Source organism: Polaromonas sp. P1_H6, assembly GCF_056405195.1.
Genome location: NZ_JBFUCN010000009.1, coordinates 16,178 through 36,487 on the forward strand (window position 1 = coordinate 16,178; position 20,310 = coordinate 36,487).

Consider the following 20,310-nt stretch of genomic DNA (forward strand, 5'->3'; position numbering starts at 1 on the left):
TCCTGAACGGTTTTACGGCTGGCTTCCCAAAAGCCGGCCCCACGGAATCGATGCAAGACAACCCGACCCAAGTCCCTTTGTGGCGCCAGCTGCAAGGGGCTGCTTCCCTGCTGATGGCCGTGCGCGACGGCCAGTCCATGACCGCTGCGCTCGAAGACGTTGATGCCGCGCTGCGGCCCGGCGTGCAGTCGCTGGGCTTTCACACGCTGCGCTGGCTGGGCCGCGCCGAGGCCTTGCGCCAGCAACTGGCCCGCCGCCCACCGCCGCCCGAGGCCGACGCCTTGTTGTGCGTGGCCCTGGCTCTGATTTGGACCGAGCACGATGCGCCCTACACCGCCCATACCCTTGTAGACCAGGCTGTGGAGGCCGCCAAGCGCGGCGACGCCACGCAGCACCAGGCCAGTTTCATCAACGGCTGCCTGCGCCGTTTTCTGCGCGAACGCGACGAGCTGGTGGCACGTACTGAGAAAAGCCCCCAGGCCGTCTGGAACCACCCGCAATGGTGGATAGACCGGGTGCGCAAGGACCATCCCGGGGAGTGGCAGGCCGTCCTGCAGGCCAACAACAGCCGCGCACCGCTGATCCTGCGCGTCAACGAACGCAAGACGACGCAGGCCGGTTACCTGCAGGCACTGGCGGCGGTGCAGATCGACGCTGCCCCGGTGGGGCAATATGGCGTGATCCTGGCGGCCGCGCGCCCGGTGACCGGCCTGCCCGGCTTTGCCGAGGGGCATTTTTCGGTGCAGGATGCCGCCGCGCAGCTGGCGGCGCCCTTGCTGCTGGAAGGACTGGCCGCTCCGGACGGGGGCGGCACCCGGCTCAACATCCTCGACGCCTGTGCCGCCCCGGGCGGCAAAACCGCCCACTTGCTGGAAATCGCCGACTGTGAAGTGACCGCGCTCGACATTGACGCGCGTCGTTGCGAGCGCGTCGGACAGAACCTGCTACGCCTGGGGTTGCAGGCCCAGATTCGCGTGGGCGACGCCAGCGAGCCGGACGGCTGGTGGGATGGCCGGCAGTACGACGGCATCCTGCTGGACGCTCCCTGCACCGCTTCCGGCATCGTGCGGCGCCACCCCGACGTGCGCTGGCTGCGCCGGCCCACCGACATCGCCCAGCTGGCCGCCATCCAGGCCAAGCTGCTCCAGACGCTGTGGCCGCTGCTCAAACCCGGCGGGCGCCTGCTGTACTGCACTTGCTCGGTTTTTCGCGCGGAAGGCGACAACCAGATACAAACGTTTCTTACGCACCACACCGACGCTCTATTAAGGCCCTCACCGGGGCATTTGCTCCCGCAAAGTGGCGTGGAAGCGACGGTCTTCCCGGACAATTTGATGCGTGAGCACGACGGTTTTTATTACGCACTCCTTGAAAAAAGCGACCGCTGACAACGGCCGGCGCCTGGGGCATGCCGCTGCGCGCTGGCTGTGGGGGGCTTGCCTTTGTGTGCTGCTGGCCTGGGCGCCCGGGCTGGCCTCGGCCACCGAGATCACCCAGCTGCGCGTGGAGCGCGGCGAAGACGGCGTCCACCTGTCCGCCCTGGTCCGCTTCGACCTCCCGCTGGTGGTGGAAGACGCCCTGCTTAAGGGCATTCCGATGTTTTTTGTGGTCGAAGCCGACATCTACCGCGACCGCTGGTACTGGACCGATCCGCGCGTGGCCAGCACCGCCCGCACCATACGCCTGGCCTACCAGCCGCTGACCCGGCGCTGGCGCGTCAACATCGCGTCAGGACTGATCACCAGCTCCTCCGGCCTGCGGGCCACCCTGAACCAGAATTACGAAACCCTGTCCGAGGCCTTGTCGGCTATCCAGCGCGTGGCCCGCTGGAAGATCGCGGAAGCCGGCGACGTGGACCCGGATGCCTCCTACAAGCTGGATTTCAGTTTCCGGCTCGACCTGTCCCAATTGCCCCGGCCGTTCCAGATCGGTGTAGCCGGCCAGCGGGACTGGAATATTTCCGCGCAGATCAAGGAGCGGCTCAGGCTGGAGCCCGCAGCGCCCCAGGCCCCCGCAGCCCCAGGCACCGAGGCCACCAAGTGAACCTGCAGGTCAGCGGCGGGTCCCTCAAAAGCAGCAAAGCCTTTCGCTGGACGGTCGGCGTCGGCATAGGCGCCATCGTGGCGCTGGGCCTGGTGCTGATGTTTCTGCTGACGCAGGCCACCGGTAACCGCGAACTCTACGAACGCAACTACGCGCTGCTGCTGATGCTCAATATCGCGGTCGCCGGCCTGCTGCTGCTGGTGATCGGCTGGATCGTCGCGCGGCTGCTGTTGCGGTTGCGCCGCGGCCGCTTCGGCAGCCGCCTGCTGGTCAAGCTAGCGGCCATCTTCGCGCTGGTCGGCCTGATGCCGGGCCTGATGATTTACGTGGTGTCCTACCAGTTCGTTTCGCGTTCCATTGAAAGCTGGTTCGACGTGGAAGTGGAGGGCGCCCTGGCGGCAGGCCTGAACCTGGGCCGCGCCACGCTGGACACGCTGGCGGCGGACCTCGGCAACAAGACGCGGCAGGCCGCCACGCAGATCGCCGAAACGCCCGATGCCATGGCGGGGCTGGCACTGGAGCGCCTGCGCGACCAGCTGCAGGCCAGCGACGTGGTGCTCTGGAGCCCCTCGGGCCAGGTGATCGCCAGCGCCGGGGAATCGCGCTTCCTGCTCAAACCCGAGCGCCCCTCGGTACAGCAGCTGCGCAGCGCGCGCACGCAGCGTGTCGTCACGCAGATCGAAGGGCTGGACGAGGTGGTGTCCGCCGGCAACGGCGAACTGGCGGCGGGCGCGGCTGGTCCGGCGGTCAACGCCGGCAGCGCGCCGCGCATCAAAGCCATCGCCGTGGTCAACAACCCCAATGTGGCCGTGCTGGGCGATGCCCGCTTTTTGCAGGTGAGCCAGCTGCTGCCCGAAGGCCTGGTGGCCAACGCTGTTGCCGTGCAGGAGGCCAACCGCGAATACCAGGAACGCGCGCTGGCGCGCGGCGGCCTGCGCAAGATGTACATAGGCACACTCACGCTCAGCCTGTTCCTCGCCGTGTTCGGCGCGGTGCTGCTGGCGGTGCTGCTGGGCAACCAGCTGGCCAAGCCGCTGCTGGTGCTGGCCGAAGGCGTGCGTCAGGTGGCGCAGGGCGACCTCACGCCCAAGGCAGCGCTGCAAGGCAAGGACGAACTCGGCGGGCTTACGCGCTCTTTTGCCGACATGACACAGCAACTGGCCGATGCCCGTTCCGCGGTGCAGCGAAGCATGAGCCAGGTCGACGCGGCACGCGCCAACCTGCAGACCATCCTGGACAACCTGACGGCCGGCGTCATCGTGCTCGACGTGCGCGGCAGCATCCAGTCCAGCAACCCGGGCGCCACGCGCATCCTGCGCGCGCCGCTGGCGGCTTACCACGGCAAGTCGCTTGGCGAGGTGCCGGGCCTGGGCGTGTTCGCCAAAGACGTGCTGGCCCAGTTCGCCGACTACCTCAGCGACGGGGCGCCGCATGCGCAGGAGCACTGGCAGCAGTCGTTTGAACTCAACGCGGCCATGCCCGGCGCGCCCGACAATGCCATCACGCTGATCGCGCGTGGCGCCAGGATGCCCGGCACTGAGGAATTCCTGCTGGTGTTCGACGATATTTCCGAAATGGTCTCGGCCCAGCGCGCTCAGGCCTGGGGCGAGGTGGCGCGCAGGCTGGCGCACGAAATCAAGAACCCGCTCACGCCGATACAGCTGTCGGCCGAACGCCTTGAAATGAAACTCACCGGCAAGGTGGGCGAGGCCGAACAGCAGCTGCTCACCAAATCCGTCAAGACCATCGTCGACCAGGTCGACGCGATGAAGCGGCTGGTCAATGAGTTCCGCGACTACGCCCGGCTGCCGGCCGCCGAACTCAAGCCCGTGGACCTCAATGCCCTGGTCAACGACGTGATGCAGCTCTACCTGCACGACAGCCACAGCGACGGCCATGGCGGCCGGCGCAGCGATGCCGCCGCCGCCGTGCCCGTCGTCACCGAACTCGACCCCAAGGCCCCGCTGATCCAGGGCGATGCCCAGCAGCTGCGCCAGGTCATCCACAACCTGCTGCAGAATGCGCAGGATGCCCAGGAGGGCAAAGAGGGCGCGCGCGTCACGCTCAAGACCGAATACTCCGAGACCTCCAGGCGCGTGCGCCTGAGCGTGCGCGACAGGGGCACCGGCTTTCCCGAGCACATCCTCAAACGCGCCTTCGAGCCCTACGTCACCACCAAGGTCAAGGGCACCGGGCTGGGGCTGGCGGTGGTCAAAAAAATCGCCGACGAACACGGCGCGCGCATCGATATTTCCAACCGGGTTTTGGACGGCGCGGTGCAAGGGGCGCAAGTGTCGTTATCATTTGCAGTTGTGGCATAACAACACATTCAGTAACACTTCGATTTCGAGATCCGCACGGCATCGCAACAACAGGCAGGCAGCAATTCAATCATGGCAAATATTCTGGTGGTCGACGACGAGCTGGGCATACGCGACCTTCTCTCAGAAATTCTCAATGACGAAGGGCATCAGGTCGAGCTCGCCGAAAACGCGGCGCAGGCGCGTGCCGCCCGCGGGCGTTCCAGGCCCGACCTGGTGTTGCTGGACATCTGGATGCCCGACACCGACGGCGTGACCCTGCTCAAGGAGTGGTCCTCCAGCGGCCTGCTGAGCATGCCGGTCATCATGATGAGCGGCCACGCCACCATAGACACCGCCGTCGAGGCCACCAAGATAGGCGCGATGGCCTTTCTGGAAAAACCCATCACGCTGCAAAAGCTGCTCAAGGCCGTCGAGCAAGGCCTCAGCAAGACAGCCCCGCGCAAGCCGGCCGCCCCGAACAGCAATTCGGCACTGCCCCTGGCCGACCTCACGGTCGAGGCCGTGATGACCGGCGGCAGCTTGCCGGCGCCCGTCGACATGGGACCCCAGGCCACGCAGAGCTTCCTGCTGGAGAAACCGCTGCGCGATGCGCGCGACGAATTCGAGAAAGCGTATTTCGAATTCCACCTGGCCAAGGAAGGCGGCTCCATGACCCGTGTCGCGGAAAAAACCGGCCTGGAGCGCACCCACCTGTACCGCAAACTGAAGCAGCTGGGCGTCGACCTCACGCGCGGCAAACGCGGCATCTGAGGCCTCTCCCAACCGGCCGGCCGGGCACCCCTTTTGGCTGATATATAATCTGAGGCTCAGGCCCGGTAGCTCAGTCGGTAGAGCAGAGGATTGAAAATCCTTGTGTCGGTGGTTCGATTCCGCCCCAGGCCACCATATTCCATGCGCCCCAGCGCCCTTTTCGGGTCCTGGGGCGTTTCTACAATTCGGGCAGGATTTCTACAATTCCGGTGGAATGCTTGGGATTTCGGCTCTGGCGTATCTAGCCAAGGAATTCTCGCCTCCAGTGAATGTTGTAGTCCGAGCTAAGGCCGGGAAGGCCTTCAAATACGGGCCGCGCACAGCCGGATTAGGCATCGCTTCAATGTTCGCATGCGCCCGAACTGCCGGCGCTGGAAACCCGGCAACTTGCAGGCCTTTAGCCAGCTGCCCCACAAAGACGTGCTCCTTCTTACATATCGAGGCGAATAGCGCCTTGACCTTCCTACAGTGGCAAGGTTTAGAGTCGTGGTTTGGTGTCGTGGCATCCCGCCGGAACTTAAAAGAATCCATAGAATCAAGAAACCATGTCGCGTTTTTGTACGTTCCTGCTCTGGCTCATGATGCTGGCTTTGCCCATGCAGGGTTTTGCCTCGGCATCGATGCAGTATTGCGGCAAGAGCGTCGACCATATGGCTTTGCAGACGCCAGCCGATCCTGAAGACCATCATCACCATGCTGATGCTTCCAAGGATGCTCTCGATCACGCGATGCATGCAGAGGCAACGCAAGCAACCGGCTCCGAGCAGGCCCCGGATGCGCAAAACCAGCTACCCGACGCGGCCCACAAATGCGGCGTATGTGCCTCTTGCTGCAACCTGGTCGGCATGACCACCGCTACCCGGACAGTGGCAATCCATTCCATTCCCGGCACTGTATATATCGAGCCTTCGGCCCTGGTTCACAGCGTACCCTCGGCCCTGCCCGAGAAACCACCTCGCGCCTGACGCACCCGGCTGGCTGCGGACCTTCGGGCTCCGCGGTGCGGGTGCTTTTCATCGTTCGCCATCAAAGCTGATCTCCCTTGCGAGAGAGGCCTTTGCTGTCGCCGTTCCATGAAACCGCGAGGAATCCCATGTTTAACTCCCTGCTGGCCTACGGGCTGGTTCTGATATCCGCTTTGCCGGGCCTGTCGGCCGCGCAAAGCCCTGCGCCGCTGGCCAGTCCGGCACCCGCACCCCAGGCAAACCCACCGCCGGCTTTCCGGTCGGCCATGGACGGCTACAAGCCCTACACCGAAGAGTCCACGGTGAACTGGAAGGAAGCCAACGACACCACCGCCCGTATCGGCGGCTGGCGTGCCTACGCCAAGGAAGCCAGGCAAGCGCAGACGCCTGAAGCGCCGCCACCGGGTGGCGCACGCAACGCGCCAGCCAAACCCCTGGAGCGCCATGAACACCATTTTTAAACTCGGCGCGATGACCACGGCGACGCTGGTGCTGGCCGGTTGCGCTTCCGTCAATTTCGAAGAAGCTCTTGGCGATGCCAATGGCAGCACCAACACCTTCACCCAAGGCAAGCTCGAACTCAGCCGTACCGGCCAGCAGCGCCAGGCACGCGGCAAACTCGCGGATGAACTGCTGGCTAAACCGCTGGGCATGGATGACGCTGTCCAGTTGGCGCTGGCCAACAGCCCTGCGGTGCAAACCTTGTTGGCCCAAAGCTGGGCCGATATGGCCACGGCAAGCCAGAACGGCCGGATCACCAATCCGTTGTTCACCTTTGAACGCACCCGCATGGGCTCAGAACTCGAACTTGGCCGCCTGCTGTCGTTTGGCTTGCTGGACTTGCTGACCTTGCCGCAACGCGTGTCCATCGCGCGCGGGCAGGTGGCGCAGGCCAAAGTGCAGCTTGGCGCCAGTGTGGTCGAGCAGGTGACGCAGGTCCGCCAAGCCTGGGTCAGGGCCGTAGGTGCCCAGCAGAGTTTGCAGTATGCGGGCCAGGTCAATACCACCGCGCAGGCCGGGGCCGAGCTTGCCCGGCGCATGCAGCAGGTGGGTAACTTCAACAAACTGCAGCGGGCGCGCCAGCAGAGTTTTTACGCCGATTCCGCGGCGCAGCTGGCATCCGCCCAGCACGCCGCGACAGCCGCGCGGGAGGAACTGATCCGGCAATTGGGCCTGACGGATGCCCAGGCCGACGTGTTGAAGTTGCCTGAACGGTTGCCCGATCTGCCCAAAGAACCTCGCCAGCCCGCCGCGGTGAATGCCAATGCGACGGAGCAACGTATCGACGTTCAGATGGCGCGCCACCAGCTCGATGTGGCCGGACGCTCACAAGGCCTGAATCTGATCACCAGCCTGGTCGACGTGGAGCTTGGAATCCGTCGCGACACCGTCATCGACGAAGCCGCCGGCACCAGGACGCCGCGAAGGGGTTACGAGCTGGGTATTCGCCTGCCGATCTTTGATTGGGGGTCGGCACGCCGCGACGCCATGAACGCCCAGTCCCTGGCGGCGGCCAACCGCTACGAAAGTACCGTGCGGGGCGCCTCGTCACAGCTGCGCGAAAGCTACTCGGCCTACCGGACTGCCTACGACGTCGCCAAGCACTATCGCGACGAAGTTGTTCCGCTGCGCAAGTCGATGGCGGAAGAAAACGTCCTTCGCTACAACGGAATGCTGATCGGCGTCTTCGAACTGCTGGCCGACACCCGGGAGCAGATTTCCAGCGTCACAGCCGCCATCAATGCCTACCAGCAGTATTGGCTGGCGGACGCGGCGCTTGCCGCTTCCATCATCGGAAAACCGACCGCCATGGGCGCGATGCCTGTATCAGGTGCCGCCGGTGGTGGCGTCGAAGGTGGCCATTGAGGGCCAAAACAAAATCTACGGAACTCCAATGACCAACAGAAGAAATTTCCTGGCAGGCGCCGGCGCGCTGACCACGGCGGTAGCCGCCGCTGCCGTCAGCAGGGTCGCCATGGCGGCGCTCCCCGAGCCGGTGAGCCAGACCAGGCCTGACACCATGGCACCCCTGGTGCCCAATAGCGGGCGTCCCTACAACCCGGTGGTCACCCTCAATGGGTGGACGCTTCCCTGGCGCATGAACAACGGCGTGAAGGAGTTCCACCTGGTGGCCGAACCCGTGGTGCGCGAGATGGCCCCGGGCTTCAAGGCGCATTTGTGGGGATACAACGGCCAGTCGCCCGGGCCCACCATCGAAGTGGTCGAAGGCGACCGGGTACGCATCTTTGTGACCAATAAACTTCCGGAACACACCAGTGTGCATTGGCACGGCCAACGGCTGCCCAACGGCATGGATGGCGTGTCGGGTTTGACCCAGCCGGCCATCCCCGTGGGCAAGACTTTTGTCTACGAATTCGTGGCCATGCGCCCCGGCACCTTCATGTACCACCCGCATGCCGACGAGATGACGCAGATGGCCATGGGGATGATGGGCTTCTGGATCACCCATCCCAAGGCCAGGCATCCCCTGATCGATGAGGTGAACCGGGACTTCGTGTTCCTGCTCAATGCCTATGACATTGATCCAGGTGCTTACACGCCCAAGATCATGACCATGCTGGACTTCAACCTGTGGAGTTGGAACAGCCGGGTCTTCCCCGGGATCGATCCGCTCGTGGTGCGCAAGAACGACAAGGTGCGCATCCGGATCGGCAACCTGACGATGACCAACCACCCGATCCACCTGCACGGGCACGAGTTCCTCGTCACCGGCACTGACGGAGGCCCGACCCCGAAATCGACCCGCTGGTACGAGGTCACCACCGACGTCGCCGTCGGCCAGATGCGGCAGATCGAATTCCTCGCCGACGAGGAGGGCGACTGGGCGTTTCATTGCCACAAGAGCCACCACACGATGAACGCGATGGGCCACGACGTGCCGACCATGATCGGCGTGGACCATCGCAAAGTGGCGCGCGAGATCACTCATGTGATTCCGGATTACATGGTGATGGGCGAGCGCGGCATGGCTGATATGGCCGAGATGGAAATGCCTTTGCCGGACAACACCGCACCCATGATGACCGGAACCGGCCCGTTCGGCTCGGTCGAAATGGGGGGCATGTTCTCGATGGTCAAGGTGCGCAAGGACCAGAAGGCCGGCGACTACAAGGATCCCGGCTGGTACAAGCATCCCGCCGGCGAGGTGGCCTATGAATGGACCGGGTCGTTGCCCAACCCCGCGCGCTTCGCCGCGGAGGGCGGTAAATCCATGCCGGTCCAGAACATGCCGGCCAAAGAAGTTGAAGTCCAGGTGCGCAAGCCCATGGGCAACATGAAGCATTGATCCCAAACCAAGGAAAACTTATGAAACACACAACCGCCAGCAGCTCCTGTGTCTGAGTGGCGGAGAGTGACTTGATCTTTTTCCACAACCTCTTATCCACACTAACCCAAGGAACACCCATGAAGAGAATCAACACCACAATCCTCGCCACCCTGATCGCCGGCGCAAGTACCTTCGCTTTGGCGCATGGCGACGAAACCCACGCAAAAAAGGAGGGGCCTGTCAAAAAGGAGCAGAAAGCGTGGGGTATCGCCGGCGACGCCAAAACCGTGACCCGCACCGTGACTTTCACCATGACAGACAACATGCGATTCAATCCTGACAAGCTGGAAGTCAAGCAGGGCGAGACGATCAGGTTCGTGATCAAAAACGGCGGGCAGACCCTGCACGAGATGGTGATTGGCACCAAGAAGGACCTTGATGAGCATGCCGCGCTCATGATGAAATTTCCGAACATGGAGCACGATGAGTCTTACATGGCCCACGTCGGCCCCGGCAAGACGGGGGAGATCATCTGGACCTTCAACAAGGCCGGAACTTTTGACTATGCCTGCCTGATCGCCGGTCACTACCAGGCCGGGATGGTGGGCAAGGTCACTGTGGTGGCATCCAGGTAATCCGGGCGCTGATGGAGGCCGCTATGCAAAAACGCTCGTTTCTCAAAGCTCTCCCGGTATTTGTCGCCGGCACGCAGCTCGTTCTCAGTGGCGGCACGTCCGCCAAAACCCGTCCCTTCGTCGAGGTCTGGAAAGACCCCGAATGCGGCTGCTGCAAAGACTGGGTGAAACACCTGGAAGACAGCGGCTTTGACGTGCGGGTCAACGACGGCGGCAATACGGCGGCAAGAGCGAGGCTTGGCATACCCGCGAAGCTGGGCTCATGCCACACCGGACAGGTCGGCGGCTATGCCGTTGAAGGACATGTCCCCGCAAGTGACATACAGCGCCTGTTGGCACTGCGCCCGAAGGCCATCGGTTTGGTGGTGCCCGGGATGCCCGTCGGCTCTCCGGGCATGGACGGCCCCATGTACGGAAAGCGCAAGGACGCTTACGACGTGCTGCTGGTCAAACCCGATGGCAGCACCAGCATATTCAAGTCGTATCCCGCGAAATCTTCAAGCTCTTCTTAAAAGGAATAAACCATGAGATCCCTCAAAACCCTTCTGATCCTCGCCGCGCTGTTTGCCGGCGCGGCACACGCGCAATCGTCCATGAACTCCGGTAGCGGAGCCATGCCGATGGATGAAGCAAACAAAGAAGCGGCGAAACCGTCCGCCGAGATGGCCGACGGCGAAATCCGCAAAGTCGATAAAGAGGCCAGGAAGATCACCATCAAGCATGGCGAGATCAAAAACCTGGAAATGCCGGGTATGACCATGGTGTTCCAGGTCAAGGACGCAGCCATGCTGGACACCGTCAAAACGGGCGACAAGATCCGGTTCAAGGCCGAATCTGCCGGCGGCGCCATCGTTGTCACGGAAATCCAGCCAGCCAGGTAAGGCGACCCGGATCGCCGCGAGTCAATGGCGGTCCGCGGCGGGGTTCGCGGGATCGTCGAGTTTTCAGGACGCGCCGCCGCCTCTTAGGGTACGGAACGCCTGTAAGATGCCCGACGTAGTGCCGTCCCCAGGGCATCTCGGCAAAAGGCTTGGCCGAGGCTGCGTTGCAAAGCGCCCGGCAGGCTATCGACAATGATGCTTAACAACGGCTTCAGGGCTGGATCGATGAATTTCAGCTGCAGCCAATACCAGGAATTTAATTGAAATACCACGTCACCCACATCATGAGCAATGGCAGGGCGTATGGATTAAACGCCTACCTGGAAGTCGTTGAGTCCGTCGTCTGGGGCCTGCGTGAGTTGGGGCACACAGTGGAGTCCGGCGTGGACACCTTCTCTGAGTCGGCAACGAACATCATCTTTGGCGCCCAGATGCTTGAGATGGATGTGGTGAGCAAGCTGCCGCCCTCCACAATTGTTTATAACTTCGAGCAAATTCGAGGCGCGACTTTACTGAAGCCGGCGCTGATGCATGCCGCGGCGAATTTCAAAATATGGGATTACAGTGAAGGAAATGCGGATGTGTGGAAGAAGCTCAATGCGGATTGCCGGATCGTACCGGTGGGTTATGCGGAACCTCTGACGCGAATTCCCAAAGCGCCGATCCAGGACATCGACGTTCTGATGTACGGAGCACCCGGACCCGATCGCATGGATGCGTTCCATCATCTGTGCCATTCCGGGCTCAAGTCAGTCTTTGTGTGCGGCCTGTATGGGAAGGAGAGGGATGAGTTGATTGCGCGATCAAAAGTCATCGTGAATATCAATCTCTATACGGCAAAAAAAATATTCGAAGTCGTTCGCGTTTCTTATCTGTTGGCCAATCGCAAAGCCGTAGTGGCAGACATTGATCCAGAAACGGTTATTGAGGAGGATATTCGCGCCGGAATCTGCGTGGCGTCTCCGTCAATGCTTGTTCAAGAGTGCCACAACATTGTCTTCAATGAAAATCGCCGTAAAGCCATAGAAGAATCTGGATTTGAGGCTTTTCGGAACCGGGACATACGGCCTATTCTTGAGACTGCCTTGGCGGGTTGAGGCCAACCCGGCGGTCGCATATGCGGGTGCGCTCTGTTCCATCAAGAGAGCCTCCAAGGGGAACGGCACTTCGTCTGAGGCTCGGCAGGCGCGCACTTTAAAACCTCCTGCAGCGCAAGCGCTGCAGGAGGTTTTGTGTTTTTAACGGCCTGGGACGGAGCCTCTTGCAACTCCGTCCGGCAATCAAGTGCGCGTAGAGCGCTTATTGAACGACGGGGTAGTCGCGCTCAAGGGTGGAGACCGACACGGCGCTGCCGGCTTCGGCTTTCACTTCGGCACGGCTCCGGGTACTGGCGGGTGCGCTGGCTTCGGGAGCCTGGTAGGTTGGGCCGATGTTCACGGAATAACCTTCGTGCTGGGCTTGCGCGAGTTCGGCGCGAACGTCAGCGCGGGTCTTGGTGCTGACCGAATTCACCTGGTCTTGCGGAAACGGATCGCGGCCTTCGGCGAAGCTGCTGGCGGAGCCGAAGAAGGCGAGTGCGGAGACGGCAAGAACGGAGGCGGAGACGAGATTCGATTTCATGATGAATTTCCTTTAGACAGTTTTTGAAAAAATCCGGTCGGACGGGCTGTGTGCCCGAGGGGCCTTCCTCGCTGAGTCGCTGTTATGAATGTGGCTCACCGATGCATCCAAGCTTGTTCCGCCAAGCCCCTTGGACAAGTGCGCGTTTGCAGAACATTCCATTGCCGAAACTGGAACAATGAAAACGCGGAATCGCGGAACTTTTCTCACATGGAAGTTTTGAAAGCATCGCGTCAAGAACGCGTGCAGCCTTCGCCGCGCAGCTTGAATGGCTTGATGCCGCACCGGATGCGTGAAGCCGGCCGGTGCGTGATCGCGCCCGCCTTGTTGCTTATGTGGGGATGAGCCGCCGGTCTTCCATGCCGCGGCCCAGGGCCGCGCGAAAAATCCGGTAAAAACTCAGTCCTGCCGCGTGTCCATTTTTTTGATCACCCTGCGTGTGTACTCGGTCATGAACTCGAGGAACACGCTGGTGCGCACCGGGATGAATTTGCGACTGGGAAGCGCCGCATACAAAGTGTTGGTGCCGGTGATCCAGGGCGAAAGGATGCGCTGCAGCGCGCCGCTGTTGAGGTGATTGGCCACCAGGTCGATGGACTGGCTCATGATGCCGGCGCCGTCCACGCAGGCGCGTATCAAGGTGTCGGTGTGGTTGACCAGCATGCTGGGTTCGATCTGCACTTCGACGACGCGCTTGCCTTCGTTGGGATTGGTCAGGCGCCAGACGCGGTGCCTGTTGGCCGTTGCCTTGACGCGCAGGCAGTGGTGCTGCGGCAGGTCTTCGGGCCGCGCCGGTGTGCCGTTGCGGCGCAGGTAATCCGGCGAGGCGCAAAGGACGCCGTCGGACGAAGCAATGGGTCGCGCGATGATGTTGGCATCGAAGGTGTCGGCCGCGCCCAGCAGGGTGAGGTCGTAGTCTTCCACCGGAGGCACCAGCGGCGAGTCCACATGGATGTCGAGCACGACCTTGGGGTAGCGCCGGCCGAACTCGGCCACCAGCGGCGCCAGCACATGCACGGCGAACACCGGCGGCGTCATGATGCGTATGGTGCCGGACATTTCCTGCGCATGGGCCTGGGCGGCGGCGTGGGCTTCGTCGATGTCGCTCAGGATGTGCCGCACGCGGGCCAGGTAGGTTTCGCCGGCATCGGTCAGCGCCAGGCGGCGCGTGGTGCGCTGCAACAGGCGCACGCCCAGGTGGTCTTCCAGGTCGCCGACCAGGCGGGTCACGACGGCGGACGACATGTCGAATTTGCGCGCCGCGGCGGCAAAACTGCCGTCGTCCACCACCTGCTGGAATACGCGCATTGATTGGAGTCGGTCCATGGTTAACCCTTATATAACACCTTTATTGTTGCTAATTTAACAGCAATGTATTGTGGGAATTGGTATTTTTTGTTCGATTTAACAGGAATACAGTTCATACATCGATGAGCCGAAGCCACTTACAAGGCGACTCACCGAGGCTGGACAGACGGGGAGATGAGCCCGCCATGCCCGGAACGTCACTTAACTTTTGAGAGGATATTCATCATGAAATCGAACTTTGTTGCCGCCGCTGTTGTTGCTGTTGCCGCCCTGACTTCCGTGGCCGCGTCCGCCCAGCCCCTGAACGCCTTCCTGCTGGACCAGATGCAGGCGCCTTCGAGCAAAACCCGCGCTGAAGTCAAAAGCGAAGTGCTGCAGGCCCAGAAGGCCAACGCGGCATCGGGCTTCAACGGCGCGACCGCCCAGCAAAACCTGGCCGCTCCGCGTGCCGAAAAGACCGGCACGGCTCCCCAGGCTGCAGCCGAGCTCGTGAAGCCCAGCCAGCAATAAGCTGTGCAAGGCCGGCTTTGGCCGGTTCTGGCGCAATCGCCCCGGCAGCCTGAAAGGGTTGCCGGGGCGATTGCATTGGTGCCTGACAAACGCAGGAACACTTTTTCAATTCTTCCGCCGGCGATTTCTGCGGAGCGGTCTGCCTGGGCCGCATCGGCGGTATCTCAGCCGCACTCTAGAATCCCCGTCATCTTGAGAACCTCCAACACACCTTACGCCTTTGCCTTTGTTGCCGCGCAGCTGCTGGCCCTGCCGGGCCTGGCAGTGGCGCTTTACCTGTACACCGTGGGCAAGATGGCAGGCAGTGGTGGCTGGCTGCTGGGCGTGTTCGAGCTGCTGTTCTCAGGCGTGGTGGTCCTGCCCGCGATGCTGCTGTGTGCGGTGCTCTTGCTGATTGCCGGCTTGTTCTCCCGGGTCCGGCCATGGGCTAGCCTTGTGCTGTTGCTGGTCAATACGACCGTGCTGGCTGTTGCCTGGACGATCAGTCCATCCACCGAAGCAGCGGAGCTGCTGGTCTGGGTTCCCACTGTGCTGTCGGCCGCGGCTGCGGCCACGCTGGCGTGGCAGGGGTTTTCGCCGGTGACGAGGCCGGAGCGGAACATGCTCTGGGGTCAGCTCCTGCTGGCTGCCGGGCTGGGGGTTGGATTGGGGCTGGCAGGCGCCGGCAGTGTCCCTGTTGCGCCACCTGCCGAGCCGGATCCTATGGCGGCGGTGCCGCCGGAGCGCGTATTCAACGGGACGTTGGACGGCAAGCCGGTGCACCTCGCGGTGCATGACTGCAAGGTCTACCGCGCGATACCCAAGGAGGCCAGGGAGTCCAAGGAGTCCGGGGAGAACGGCTGGCAGATGGTGCTCGAACCCGATCTCTACCCATTCTTCACGTATTGCGAGCGGCAGTCGCTGCAGGCAGACAACGGTGTCGTCACCGTCACCCTCGGGCGCATCGCCTTCGGTGCGGGAGGCTGCTGCGCCACGGGTGGCACTTACCGTTCCAGGGACGGTGAGCTGTGGAAGAAGCAGTGAAGTGCGCCGGATAAAGGCGAACTCTAGCCCGCCATCGGCGTCCAGTGATTGTCCAGCCGCACGTTCTTGAGCACTGGCGAAGCCGTGCGGCCCGTGCCGTCGCGCATCAGCGCGACTAGCCGCCCGCCGGCCCAGAGTGTGGTGTCAGCTTCGCCCGCCGTAGAAGCTGAGGCGACGGCGCAGGCCTCTTCCAGCGGGAAAAATCCCGTCCAGCGCCCATCGGCTTGCCACACGGCCACGCCGTTGGCGCGCGGACAACCCACGGCAAAGCCGCCTGCCGCCCAGGCGATGTCGCCGCCGTAACCTGCAAGCACCTGCCCGGCGCCTGCCGCACAGGTCTGCAGCTTCTGGCCGTCAAAAAGTGCCAGCACGGGCGCGGTGGTTTTGGCCGCGGTGTCGTCATGCTCGGCCTGCAGGGCGATGCCCAGTACACGCGCACTGCCCGCCGCCGGCGCGCGGCCCCAGGCCATGTGCCGCAGGCTCAGGCGTTTGTCGGCCAGGCGCCACTGGCCCAGCAGGGCCCCGTTTCGCGTGTCCAGCCGCACCAGCGAGGCGTCCATGCGGTCCATGTGAATTTTCAGACGGCCGGTTTCCGGCAATGCGGGAATGCCGCCGTTCGCCACGACCAGGCTGCCGTCGCCATCCAGCAGCAGTTCGTGCGGGTCCATGCCATGGGTCGGCCATTCGCCTATTTTTTCAAGCGTGGCGGCATCGCGCAGGCCCACCAGGCCCTGGCCGGTTTCGAGATTTGTTTCGGTGGTGTAGAGCGTCTTGCCGCCGGGGCCGGCGATCACGTGGCCGTTGAAGGCGCGGTCCGGGTCAGCCCAAGCCCAGGCGATGGCCTTGGCGCTGCCTTCGCCTACGGGTCGCCAGCGCAGCAGCCAGTCCCCCGGCCGGCGTGCCACGGCCAGCAGCGTGCCGCCGCGCTCGGCCCATACGCCGTGGGCGCGCGTCGGTACGTCCAGGGCGGCGCTGACCTTCAGCGTGTCACCGCGATAAGCCAGCACACCGACCTGATAGCCATGGGCCGCCTCCCAGGCCGCCGCCAGTTGCAGCGGCTGGGCGGCGGCCGCTGCCAGGGCCGGCTTGAACCAGGCACCCGCACCGGCCGCGGCCAGTAGTGCCAGCCACTGCCGGCGCTGCAATGTCGTCTGGGCTTGCTGCATGGCGGATTTCTAGTCGCCGTCGGCGTCTGAAAAACCGATGCTGACCTCGAGCGCCGGCGCGATCTCGGCTTCCGCGAGTTTTTTCAGGTCGGCCAGCGAGCGCCCGGCGGCGATGACGCCGGCCCGGTTCGCGGGCGAGAGATTCTGCAGCGCCTTGTCGGCCTTGCCCACGCTTTGCGCCAGCGCGTCGGCTGGTTCGTTGCGGCCCAGGCCGCGCAGATAAGTTTCAATCGGCGCCAGGCCCTCGCCGGGCCGGGGCGCTTCGGAGGCTTGCGAGGCGCCCAGCGTGCGCAACGCCTGCCACTGCGCGGCCCAGCGCGCGGCCGTCTGGCCGCTGGCACCACGTGCATAAGCGGCGGCGTTGCGGCCGCCTTGCGCGCTGCCGGCGAGGCGGGGCTTTTCCATTTCGGCCCAGCGCAGCCGCTCCAGTGCGCCGGTCCATTGGTTGACGAGTTCGCTCATCGCGGGGCCCTGGGTTTCTTCGCCTTGGCCGGGCGGCCGGGCGGCCAGTTCGTCGAAGGCCTTGGCGAGGATGTCGGCTTCGCGCTGGATGTCGGCGGCCACCTGCACCGCATAGCGACAGGCGGGTGTGCTTGGCGCGATGGGCTGGATCCACAGCAGCCACTCCAGCGCCGGCAGCCCCTTGGCCGGCGTGCCTACGCTTTCCATGGCGGTGGCGTCTTGCGGGGCAGCCTGGATCGCGCGCTTGATGAGTTCGGGCCGCGTCGGCGTGAAGTCGATCTGGCGCGCCGAGCGCCGCTGCACCAGCGGGCCTATCTGCACGCCGCTCAGGCGGTCCCAGGTGAGAGCGCTGGCTTTCCAGCGTTCGCGCGCCTGCTCCAGCCTGGCCGCGGCCGCATCGGCGTCCGCATCGCAGACCGCGGCGATCGCCGTGGGAAGGCCTCCGGCCTGTTCGGCAAACGCGGCGGCTTGCGGCGCGTACCAGAAGCGGTAGACGCCACGCATGAAATCGCCGGCCGTGTAAAACGGCACCGCGACGTTGGAAGGGACGGTTTGCGCCTGCGCGGCGCCGCCCAGCAGGACGGCGGCACCGGCGAGGAGCACCAAGGCCGGCTTCAAGGGTGCAAAAAAGGATTTCATGGCACTCACAGCGATTCGAGGAATTTGACCAGCGCGGCGCGCTCCTGCGCATTCATTTGCAAAACCTTGTCCTTGCTGGCCTTGGCCTCGCCGTCATGCCAGAGCACCGCCTCCAGCGCGCCGCGCGCACGGCCGTCGTGCAGCAGGCGGTTGTGGCCGTTAACGTCGGGCACCAGGCCCAGGCCCCACAGCGGCGGCGTGCGCCACTGGCGGCCGTTCGCGAGAAAGTCGGGCCGGCCGTCGGCCAGCCCTTCGCCCATGTCGTGCAGCAACAGGTCGGTATAGGGGTAGATGGTCTGGCCCTGCGCGGCCTTGCTACCCAGGCGCGGAAAGGGAATCTCGCCGGTCACATAACTCGGGCGGTGGCAGGCGGCGCATTGCGCCTGGGCAAACAGCTTCTGGCCCTGCACCACCTGGGCATCCTTGGGGTTGCGCCGCGCGGCCGGCGCCAGCGTGCTTTCGTAGAACACCACGTCGCTAAAAGTCTTCTCGTCGATCTCGGGCGCCTTGCCTTGCGCGCCGCGCGGCGCGGCCAGGCAGTCTTTCTGCGCGTTCGTGCAGGTTTCCTTGGGAAAGAGCGGAGAGGTGATGCCCATGTCACCGAGAAAAGCGCCGCCGGTCTGGTGGGCCAGCGTGGCGACGTTGGCCTTCCAGCCGAAGCGTCCCACGCGCATTTGCTGCGTGGGCGCATCCCATACCTGGTTGACCACGCCGCGCACCGGCCCGCCCAGGGCCGCGTGGTCGCGCGCATTGCGCAGGATCTCAGCCTCGGGAATCGCCTCGAGCAAACCCACGCCGGCCATTTGCGGCGCGATGCGCGGGCTCAGCATCACGTCTTTGGCCATGGGGCCGTAGTTGAGCTTGCTGAAACCGTAGCGGGGCTTTTGCAACTGGTAGGGCGTGCCGTCGGCGAACTTGCCGCGCAAGGTGTCGTAGCGCAACGAGATCTGCCCCTCGGGCGTCACGCCCTGGACCGCGAAGTTGGAAAACTGGTCGCCATACACCGGGTCGGGCAGGGGGCCGCCGTGCGCGTCCTTGCCCGGAATCGACAGGCGAAGCAAGAGGCCCACGGGCTGGTCGGACAGGCCGCGCGTGAAATCCGGCGGCGCACCGCGGCCGTCCTGCACATGGCAGCCGCCGCAGGAGCGGGCGATGAAATGCGGGCCCAGGCCGTCGCGCGCGGTGGTCGACGATGGCGCCTGCACCCAGTTGCGCTTGAAAAACGAATTGCCGATGACGAAGCGCGTGCGCTCCTCATCGGGCAGGTTGGCCAGCGGAAATGAGAAGGCGTTCTGGCCGGTGGCGAACACGGTGGTGTCGCCGCCGGTTTTTTCGTCATCGGGCGCGGCGCCGTCCTGGCCGGCGGGCCCTGCGGATGCCCAGAAGGCCAGGCCCGCGAGGCCCGTCACGGCCAGCCACAGCAGCCCCGCGCGCAGGGAGCGCGGGAGCGGTCGGGGCAAAGCGGTGCGCAACACTTAAGGTTTGACCAGGGTCAGCTTGGTGATGCCGGCCGCATTGGCCGCTTCGACCAGGTCCTTGCTTTGCAGCACCAGGCTGTCTATGGTTTTCTGCACGCGCAGGCGGCCGGGCGCGTCCTTGGCGCCGACGATCTCACGGTCAAACGGCGCCCGTATGCCTTCGGCGGCGGCGACCGACGCGGCGATCTGTTGGGTGGTGCGTTCGGCCAGCGCCGGGTTTTTCGCGGCCACCAGTTCGCGCAGCGAAACACCGCTGAGCGTGCTGCCGTCGGCGCGTTTGTACTGGCCCAGCCAGGCGTTCTGTATGCCCTTGGCGTTGTTCACCACGTCGCGGTGCGTGTTGTCGGAAAAGCAGGAGTGCTCGTCTTCCTGGTCCTGGCTGGCCAGCGCGACTTCCAGGCGCTCACCCGCGAGTTCGCCGCGCGAGAGCGAGCCGAGGCCGACAAACATCTTGCGCACCGACTCCATGCCGCCGCGCTCGAACTTCGCGCGGTAGGACGTGGCCGTGGGCGCCCAGGCCTTGGTCAGGCTGCGCAGGTCGTCGACCAGCAGCTCGGTCGCCACCTGCAGGTACTGGCGGCGGCGGTCGGCGTTGGGCTTCTTGCCGTCCACAAAATCTTCAAACGAACGGTTGCCCGGGCCGGTGGTGCTCAGGTCCTGGCCCCACAGCAAAAATTCGATGGCGTGCCAGCCGGTGGCGATGTTCTCTTCGCCGTTGCGCTCGTTCAGGCTGGCCAGCTGCTTCTTGCCGATGACGGCCTTGCGATTGTTGATGATGCCGGCGTTGGGCGCGTCTTTCACGTAGTCGACATAGGACTCGTCCATGGGCCAGGCGTTGATGCGGCCTTCGGGGCCGTTTTTGTCGTCGATGGGGCCGCCGTAAAAACGGAATGCCTCCGTCTGGCCGTAAAACTCGCGTGCGTCCAGCCAGGCCTTGCGCGCGGCTTTGAGGCCTTCGTCCGAGGGCGCGGCGGTGAAGGACTGCACGGCCTTTTGCAGCGTGAGCGCGCCGGCCAGCGTGTCCTCATAGCTGGCCAGCACCAGTTGCGCGTAATGCTTGGCCACGGCGGGCGCCGTCACGGCTTGCGCGGCCGGTGCTGCCGCCACGGTGCCACTTGCGGCCGCTGCGGGCTGGGCCATGGCGGGCGCTGCGAGCAGGGCAAGCAGGGTGGCAAGAAAGACGGGTTTCAGCACGGGTGTCATGGCGGCTCCTGGAT

20 protein-coding genes and 1 tRNA gene are annotated in these 20,310 nt (G+C 64.1%); 15 read left to right on the forward strand and 6 right to left on the reverse strand.

Features of this window, described 5'->3' with window-relative positions; all coding sequences use genetic code 11:
- Positions 1-50 precede the first annotated feature (50 nt).
- From rsmB to AC1D1F_RS10475, 13 genes are all read left to right on the forward strand, one after another.
- Positions 51-1,388, forward strand: a complete 1,338-nt coding sequence (gene rsmB, locus AC1D1F_RS10415) for a 16S rRNA (cytosine(967)-C(5))-methyltransferase RsmB (RefSeq protein WP_477696231.1) — start codon at positions 51-53, stop codon at positions 1,386-1,388.
- Positions 1,369-2,043 (forward strand): DUF4390 domain-containing protein, encoded by a 675-nt coding sequence (locus AC1D1F_RS10420; RefSeq protein WP_477696230.1) that lies wholly within the window; start codon positions 1,369-1,371, stop codon positions 2,041-2,043. Before rsmB ends, AC1D1F_RS10420 begins: the two co-directional genes overlap by 20 nt.
- Positions 2,040-4,364, forward strand: coding sequence for a sensor histidine kinase (locus tag AC1D1F_RS10425; RefSeq protein WP_477675354.1), 2,325 nt, complete (start codon positions 2,040-2,042; stop codon positions 4,362-4,364). The genes AC1D1F_RS10420 and AC1D1F_RS10425 overlap by 4 nt, the downstream gene beginning before the upstream one ends.
- Positions 4,365-4,436: 72 nt before the next feature.
- The gene (locus tag AC1D1F_RS10430; protein WP_477680942.1) at positions 4,437-5,117 is read left to right on the forward strand and encodes a response regulator; all 681 of its coding nucleotides are present in this window, start codon (positions 4,437-4,439) and stop codon (positions 5,115-5,117) included.
- A gap of 59 nt (positions 5,118-5,176) precedes the next feature.
- A tRNA-Phe gene (locus AC1D1F_RS10435) sits at positions 5,177-5,252 on the forward strand.
- Between the two features lie 410 nt (positions 5,253-5,662).
- Complete coding sequence (locus tag AC1D1F_RS10440) at positions 5,663-6,082, forward strand: hypothetical protein (RefSeq protein WP_477675352.1); 420 nt, start codon at positions 5,663-5,665, stop codon at positions 6,080-6,082.
- A 128-nt stretch (positions 6,083-6,210) separates the two neighbouring features.
- Positions 6,211-6,543 (forward strand): hypothetical protein, encoded by a 333-nt coding sequence (locus tag AC1D1F_RS10445; RefSeq protein ID WP_477675351.1) that lies wholly within the window; start codon positions 6,211-6,213, stop codon positions 6,541-6,543.
- Positions 6,527-7,948 (forward strand): TolC family protein, encoded by a 1,422-nt coding sequence (locus tag AC1D1F_RS10450; RefSeq protein ID WP_477675350.1) that lies wholly within the window; start codon positions 6,527-6,529, stop codon positions 7,946-7,948. Before AC1D1F_RS10445 ends, AC1D1F_RS10450 begins: the two co-directional genes overlap by 17 nt.
- A gap of 28 nt (positions 7,949-7,976) precedes the next feature.
- Positions 7,977-9,389 carry a multicopper oxidase family protein gene (locus AC1D1F_RS10455; protein ID WP_477696228.1) on the forward strand — a complete coding sequence of 471 codons (1,413 nt, stop codon included), beginning with the start codon at positions 7,977-7,979 and terminating at the stop codon, positions 9,387-9,389.
- Between the two features lie 119 nt (positions 9,390-9,508).
- Positions 9,509-10,006: a cupredoxin domain-containing protein gene (locus tag AC1D1F_RS10460; protein ID WP_477675348.1), complete on the forward strand. Its 498-nt coding sequence runs from the start codon at positions 9,509-9,511 to the stop codon at positions 10,004-10,006.
- 23 nt (positions 10,007-10,029) lie between these two features.
- Positions 10,030-10,518 carry a DUF411 domain-containing protein gene (locus AC1D1F_RS10465; RefSeq protein ID WP_477675347.1) on the forward strand — a complete coding sequence of 163 codons (489 nt, stop codon included), beginning with the start codon at positions 10,030-10,032 and terminating at the stop codon, positions 10,516-10,518.
- A 12-nt stretch (positions 10,519-10,530) separates the two neighbouring features.
- A complete protein-coding gene (locus AC1D1F_RS10470) occupies positions 10,531-10,887 on the forward strand; it encodes a copper-binding protein (RefSeq protein ID WP_477675346.1) in 357 nt (118 codons plus the stop codon).
- A 260-nt stretch (positions 10,888-11,147) separates the two neighbouring features.
- Positions 11,148-11,984 carry a hypothetical protein gene (locus AC1D1F_RS10475; RefSeq protein WP_477675345.1) on the forward strand — a complete coding sequence of 279 codons (837 nt, stop codon included), beginning with the start codon at positions 11,148-11,150 and terminating at the stop codon, positions 11,982-11,984.
- A 202-nt stretch (positions 11,985-12,186) separates the two neighbouring features.
- Here the strand turns inward: AC1D1F_RS10475 and AC1D1F_RS10480 are convergent, their stop codons facing one another.
- Positions 12,187-12,507 carry a DUF4148 domain-containing protein gene (locus AC1D1F_RS10480; protein WP_477675344.1) on the reverse strand — a complete coding sequence of 107 codons (321 nt, stop codon included), beginning with the start codon at positions 12,505-12,507 and terminating at the stop codon, positions 12,187-12,189.
- 399 nt (positions 12,508-12,906) lie between these two features.
- On the reverse strand, positions 12,907-13,833 hold the full coding sequence (locus tag AC1D1F_RS10485) for a LysR family transcriptional regulator (RefSeq protein ID WP_477675343.1): 927 nt from the start codon (positions 13,831-13,833) through the stop codon (positions 12,907-12,909).
- 207 nt (positions 13,834-14,040) lie between these two features.
- Here AC1D1F_RS10485 and AC1D1F_RS10490 point away from each other — a divergent pair, with 207 nt between their 5' ends.
- A complete protein-coding gene (locus tag AC1D1F_RS10490) occupies positions 14,041-14,325 on the forward strand; it encodes a DUF4148 domain-containing protein (protein WP_477675342.1) in 285 nt (94 codons plus the stop codon).
- A 192-nt stretch (positions 14,326-14,517) separates the two neighbouring features.
- The gene (locus tag AC1D1F_RS10495; protein ID WP_477675341.1) at positions 14,518-15,348 is read left to right on the forward strand and encodes a hypothetical protein; all 831 of its coding nucleotides are present in this window, start codon (positions 14,518-14,520) and stop codon (positions 15,346-15,348) included.
- Positions 15,349-15,371: 23 nt separating this feature from the next.
- Here AC1D1F_RS10495 and AC1D1F_RS10500 read toward each other — a convergent pair whose 3' ends face one another.
- Genes AC1D1F_RS10500 through AC1D1F_RS10515 form a run of 4 tightly spaced genes read right to left on the reverse strand, consistent with a single transcriptional unit; the run spans position 15,372 to position 20,296 of the window.
- Positions 15,372-16,514 carry a DUF1513 domain-containing protein gene (locus AC1D1F_RS10500; RefSeq protein WP_477675340.1) on the reverse strand — a complete coding sequence of 381 codons (1,143 nt, stop codon included), beginning with the start codon at positions 16,512-16,514 and terminating at the stop codon, positions 15,372-15,374.
- Between the two features lie 9 nt (positions 16,515-16,523).
- Positions 16,524-17,615, reverse strand: a complete 1,092-nt coding sequence (locus AC1D1F_RS10505; protein WP_477675339.1) for an imelysin family protein — start codon at positions 17,613-17,615, stop codon at positions 16,524-16,526.
- Between the two features lie 5 nt (positions 17,616-17,620).
- Positions 17,621-19,075, reverse strand: coding sequence for a di-heme oxidoreductase family protein (locus AC1D1F_RS10510; RefSeq protein ID WP_477675338.1), 1,455 nt, complete (start codon positions 19,073-19,075; stop codon positions 17,621-17,623).
- Positions 19,076-19,090: 15 nt separating this feature from the next.
- Positions 19,091-20,296, reverse strand: coding sequence for an imelysin family protein (locus AC1D1F_RS10515; protein ID WP_477675337.1), 1,206 nt, complete (start codon positions 20,294-20,296; stop codon positions 19,091-19,093).
- Positions 20,297-20,310 lie beyond the last annotated feature (14 nt).

Excerpts from the sequence above, each read along its gene's own strand:
- rsmB (WP_477696231.1), top strand. The coding sequence starts at position 51 with ATGCAAGACAACCCGACCCAAGTCCCTTTGTGGCGCCAGCTGCAAGGG.
- AC1D1F_RS10430 (WP_477680942.1), top strand. The coding sequence starts at position 4,437 with ATGGCAAATATTCTGGTGGTCGACGACGAGCTGGGCATACGCGACCTT.
- AC1D1F_RS10440 (WP_477675352.1), top strand. The coding sequence starts at position 5,663 with ATGTCGCGTTTTTGTACGTTCCTGCTCTGGCTCATGATGCTGGCTTTG.
- AC1D1F_RS10445 (WP_477675351.1), top strand. The coding sequence starts at position 6,211 with ATGTTTAACTCCCTGCTGGCCTACGGGCTGGTTCTGATATCCGCTTTG.
- AC1D1F_RS10450 (WP_477675350.1), top strand. The coding sequence starts at position 6,527 with ATGAACACCATTTTTAAACTCGGCGCGATGACCACGGCGACGCTGGTG.
- AC1D1F_RS10455 (WP_477696228.1), top strand. The coding sequence starts at position 7,977 with ATGACCAACAGAAGAAATTTCCTGGCAGGCGCCGGCGCGCTGACCACG.
- AC1D1F_RS10460 (WP_477675348.1), top strand. The coding sequence starts at position 9,509 with ATGAAGAGAATCAACACCACAATCCTCGCCACCCTGATCGCCGGCGCA.
- AC1D1F_RS10465 (WP_477675347.1), top strand. The coding sequence starts at position 10,030 with ATGCAAAAACGCTCGTTTCTCAAAGCTCTCCCGGTATTTGTCGCCGGC.
- AC1D1F_RS10470 (WP_477675346.1), top strand. The coding sequence starts at position 10,531 with ATGAGATCCCTCAAAACCCTTCTGATCCTCGCCGCGCTGTTTGCCGGC.
- AC1D1F_RS10480 (WP_477675344.1), bottom strand. The coding sequence starts at position 12,507 with ATGAAATCGAATCTCGTCTCCGCCTCCGTTCTTGCCGTCTCCGCACTC.
- AC1D1F_RS10485 (WP_477675343.1), bottom strand. The coding sequence starts at position 13,833 with ATGGACCGACTCCAATCAATGCGCGTATTCCAGCAGGTGGTGGACGAC.
- AC1D1F_RS10490 (WP_477675342.1), top strand. The coding sequence starts at position 14,041 with ATGAAATCGAACTTTGTTGCCGCCGCTGTTGTTGCTGTTGCCGCCCTG.
- AC1D1F_RS10500 (WP_477675340.1), bottom strand. The coding sequence starts at position 16,514 with ATGCAGCAAGCCCAGACGACATTGCAGCGCCGGCAGTGGCTGGCACTA.
- AC1D1F_RS10505 (WP_477675339.1), bottom strand. The coding sequence starts at position 17,615 with ATGAAATCCTTTTTTGCACCCTTGAAGCCGGCCTTGGTGCTCCTCGCC.
- AC1D1F_RS10515 (WP_477675337.1), bottom strand. The coding sequence starts at position 20,296 with ATGACACCCGTGCTGAAACCCGTCTTTCTTGCCACCCTGCTTGCCCTG.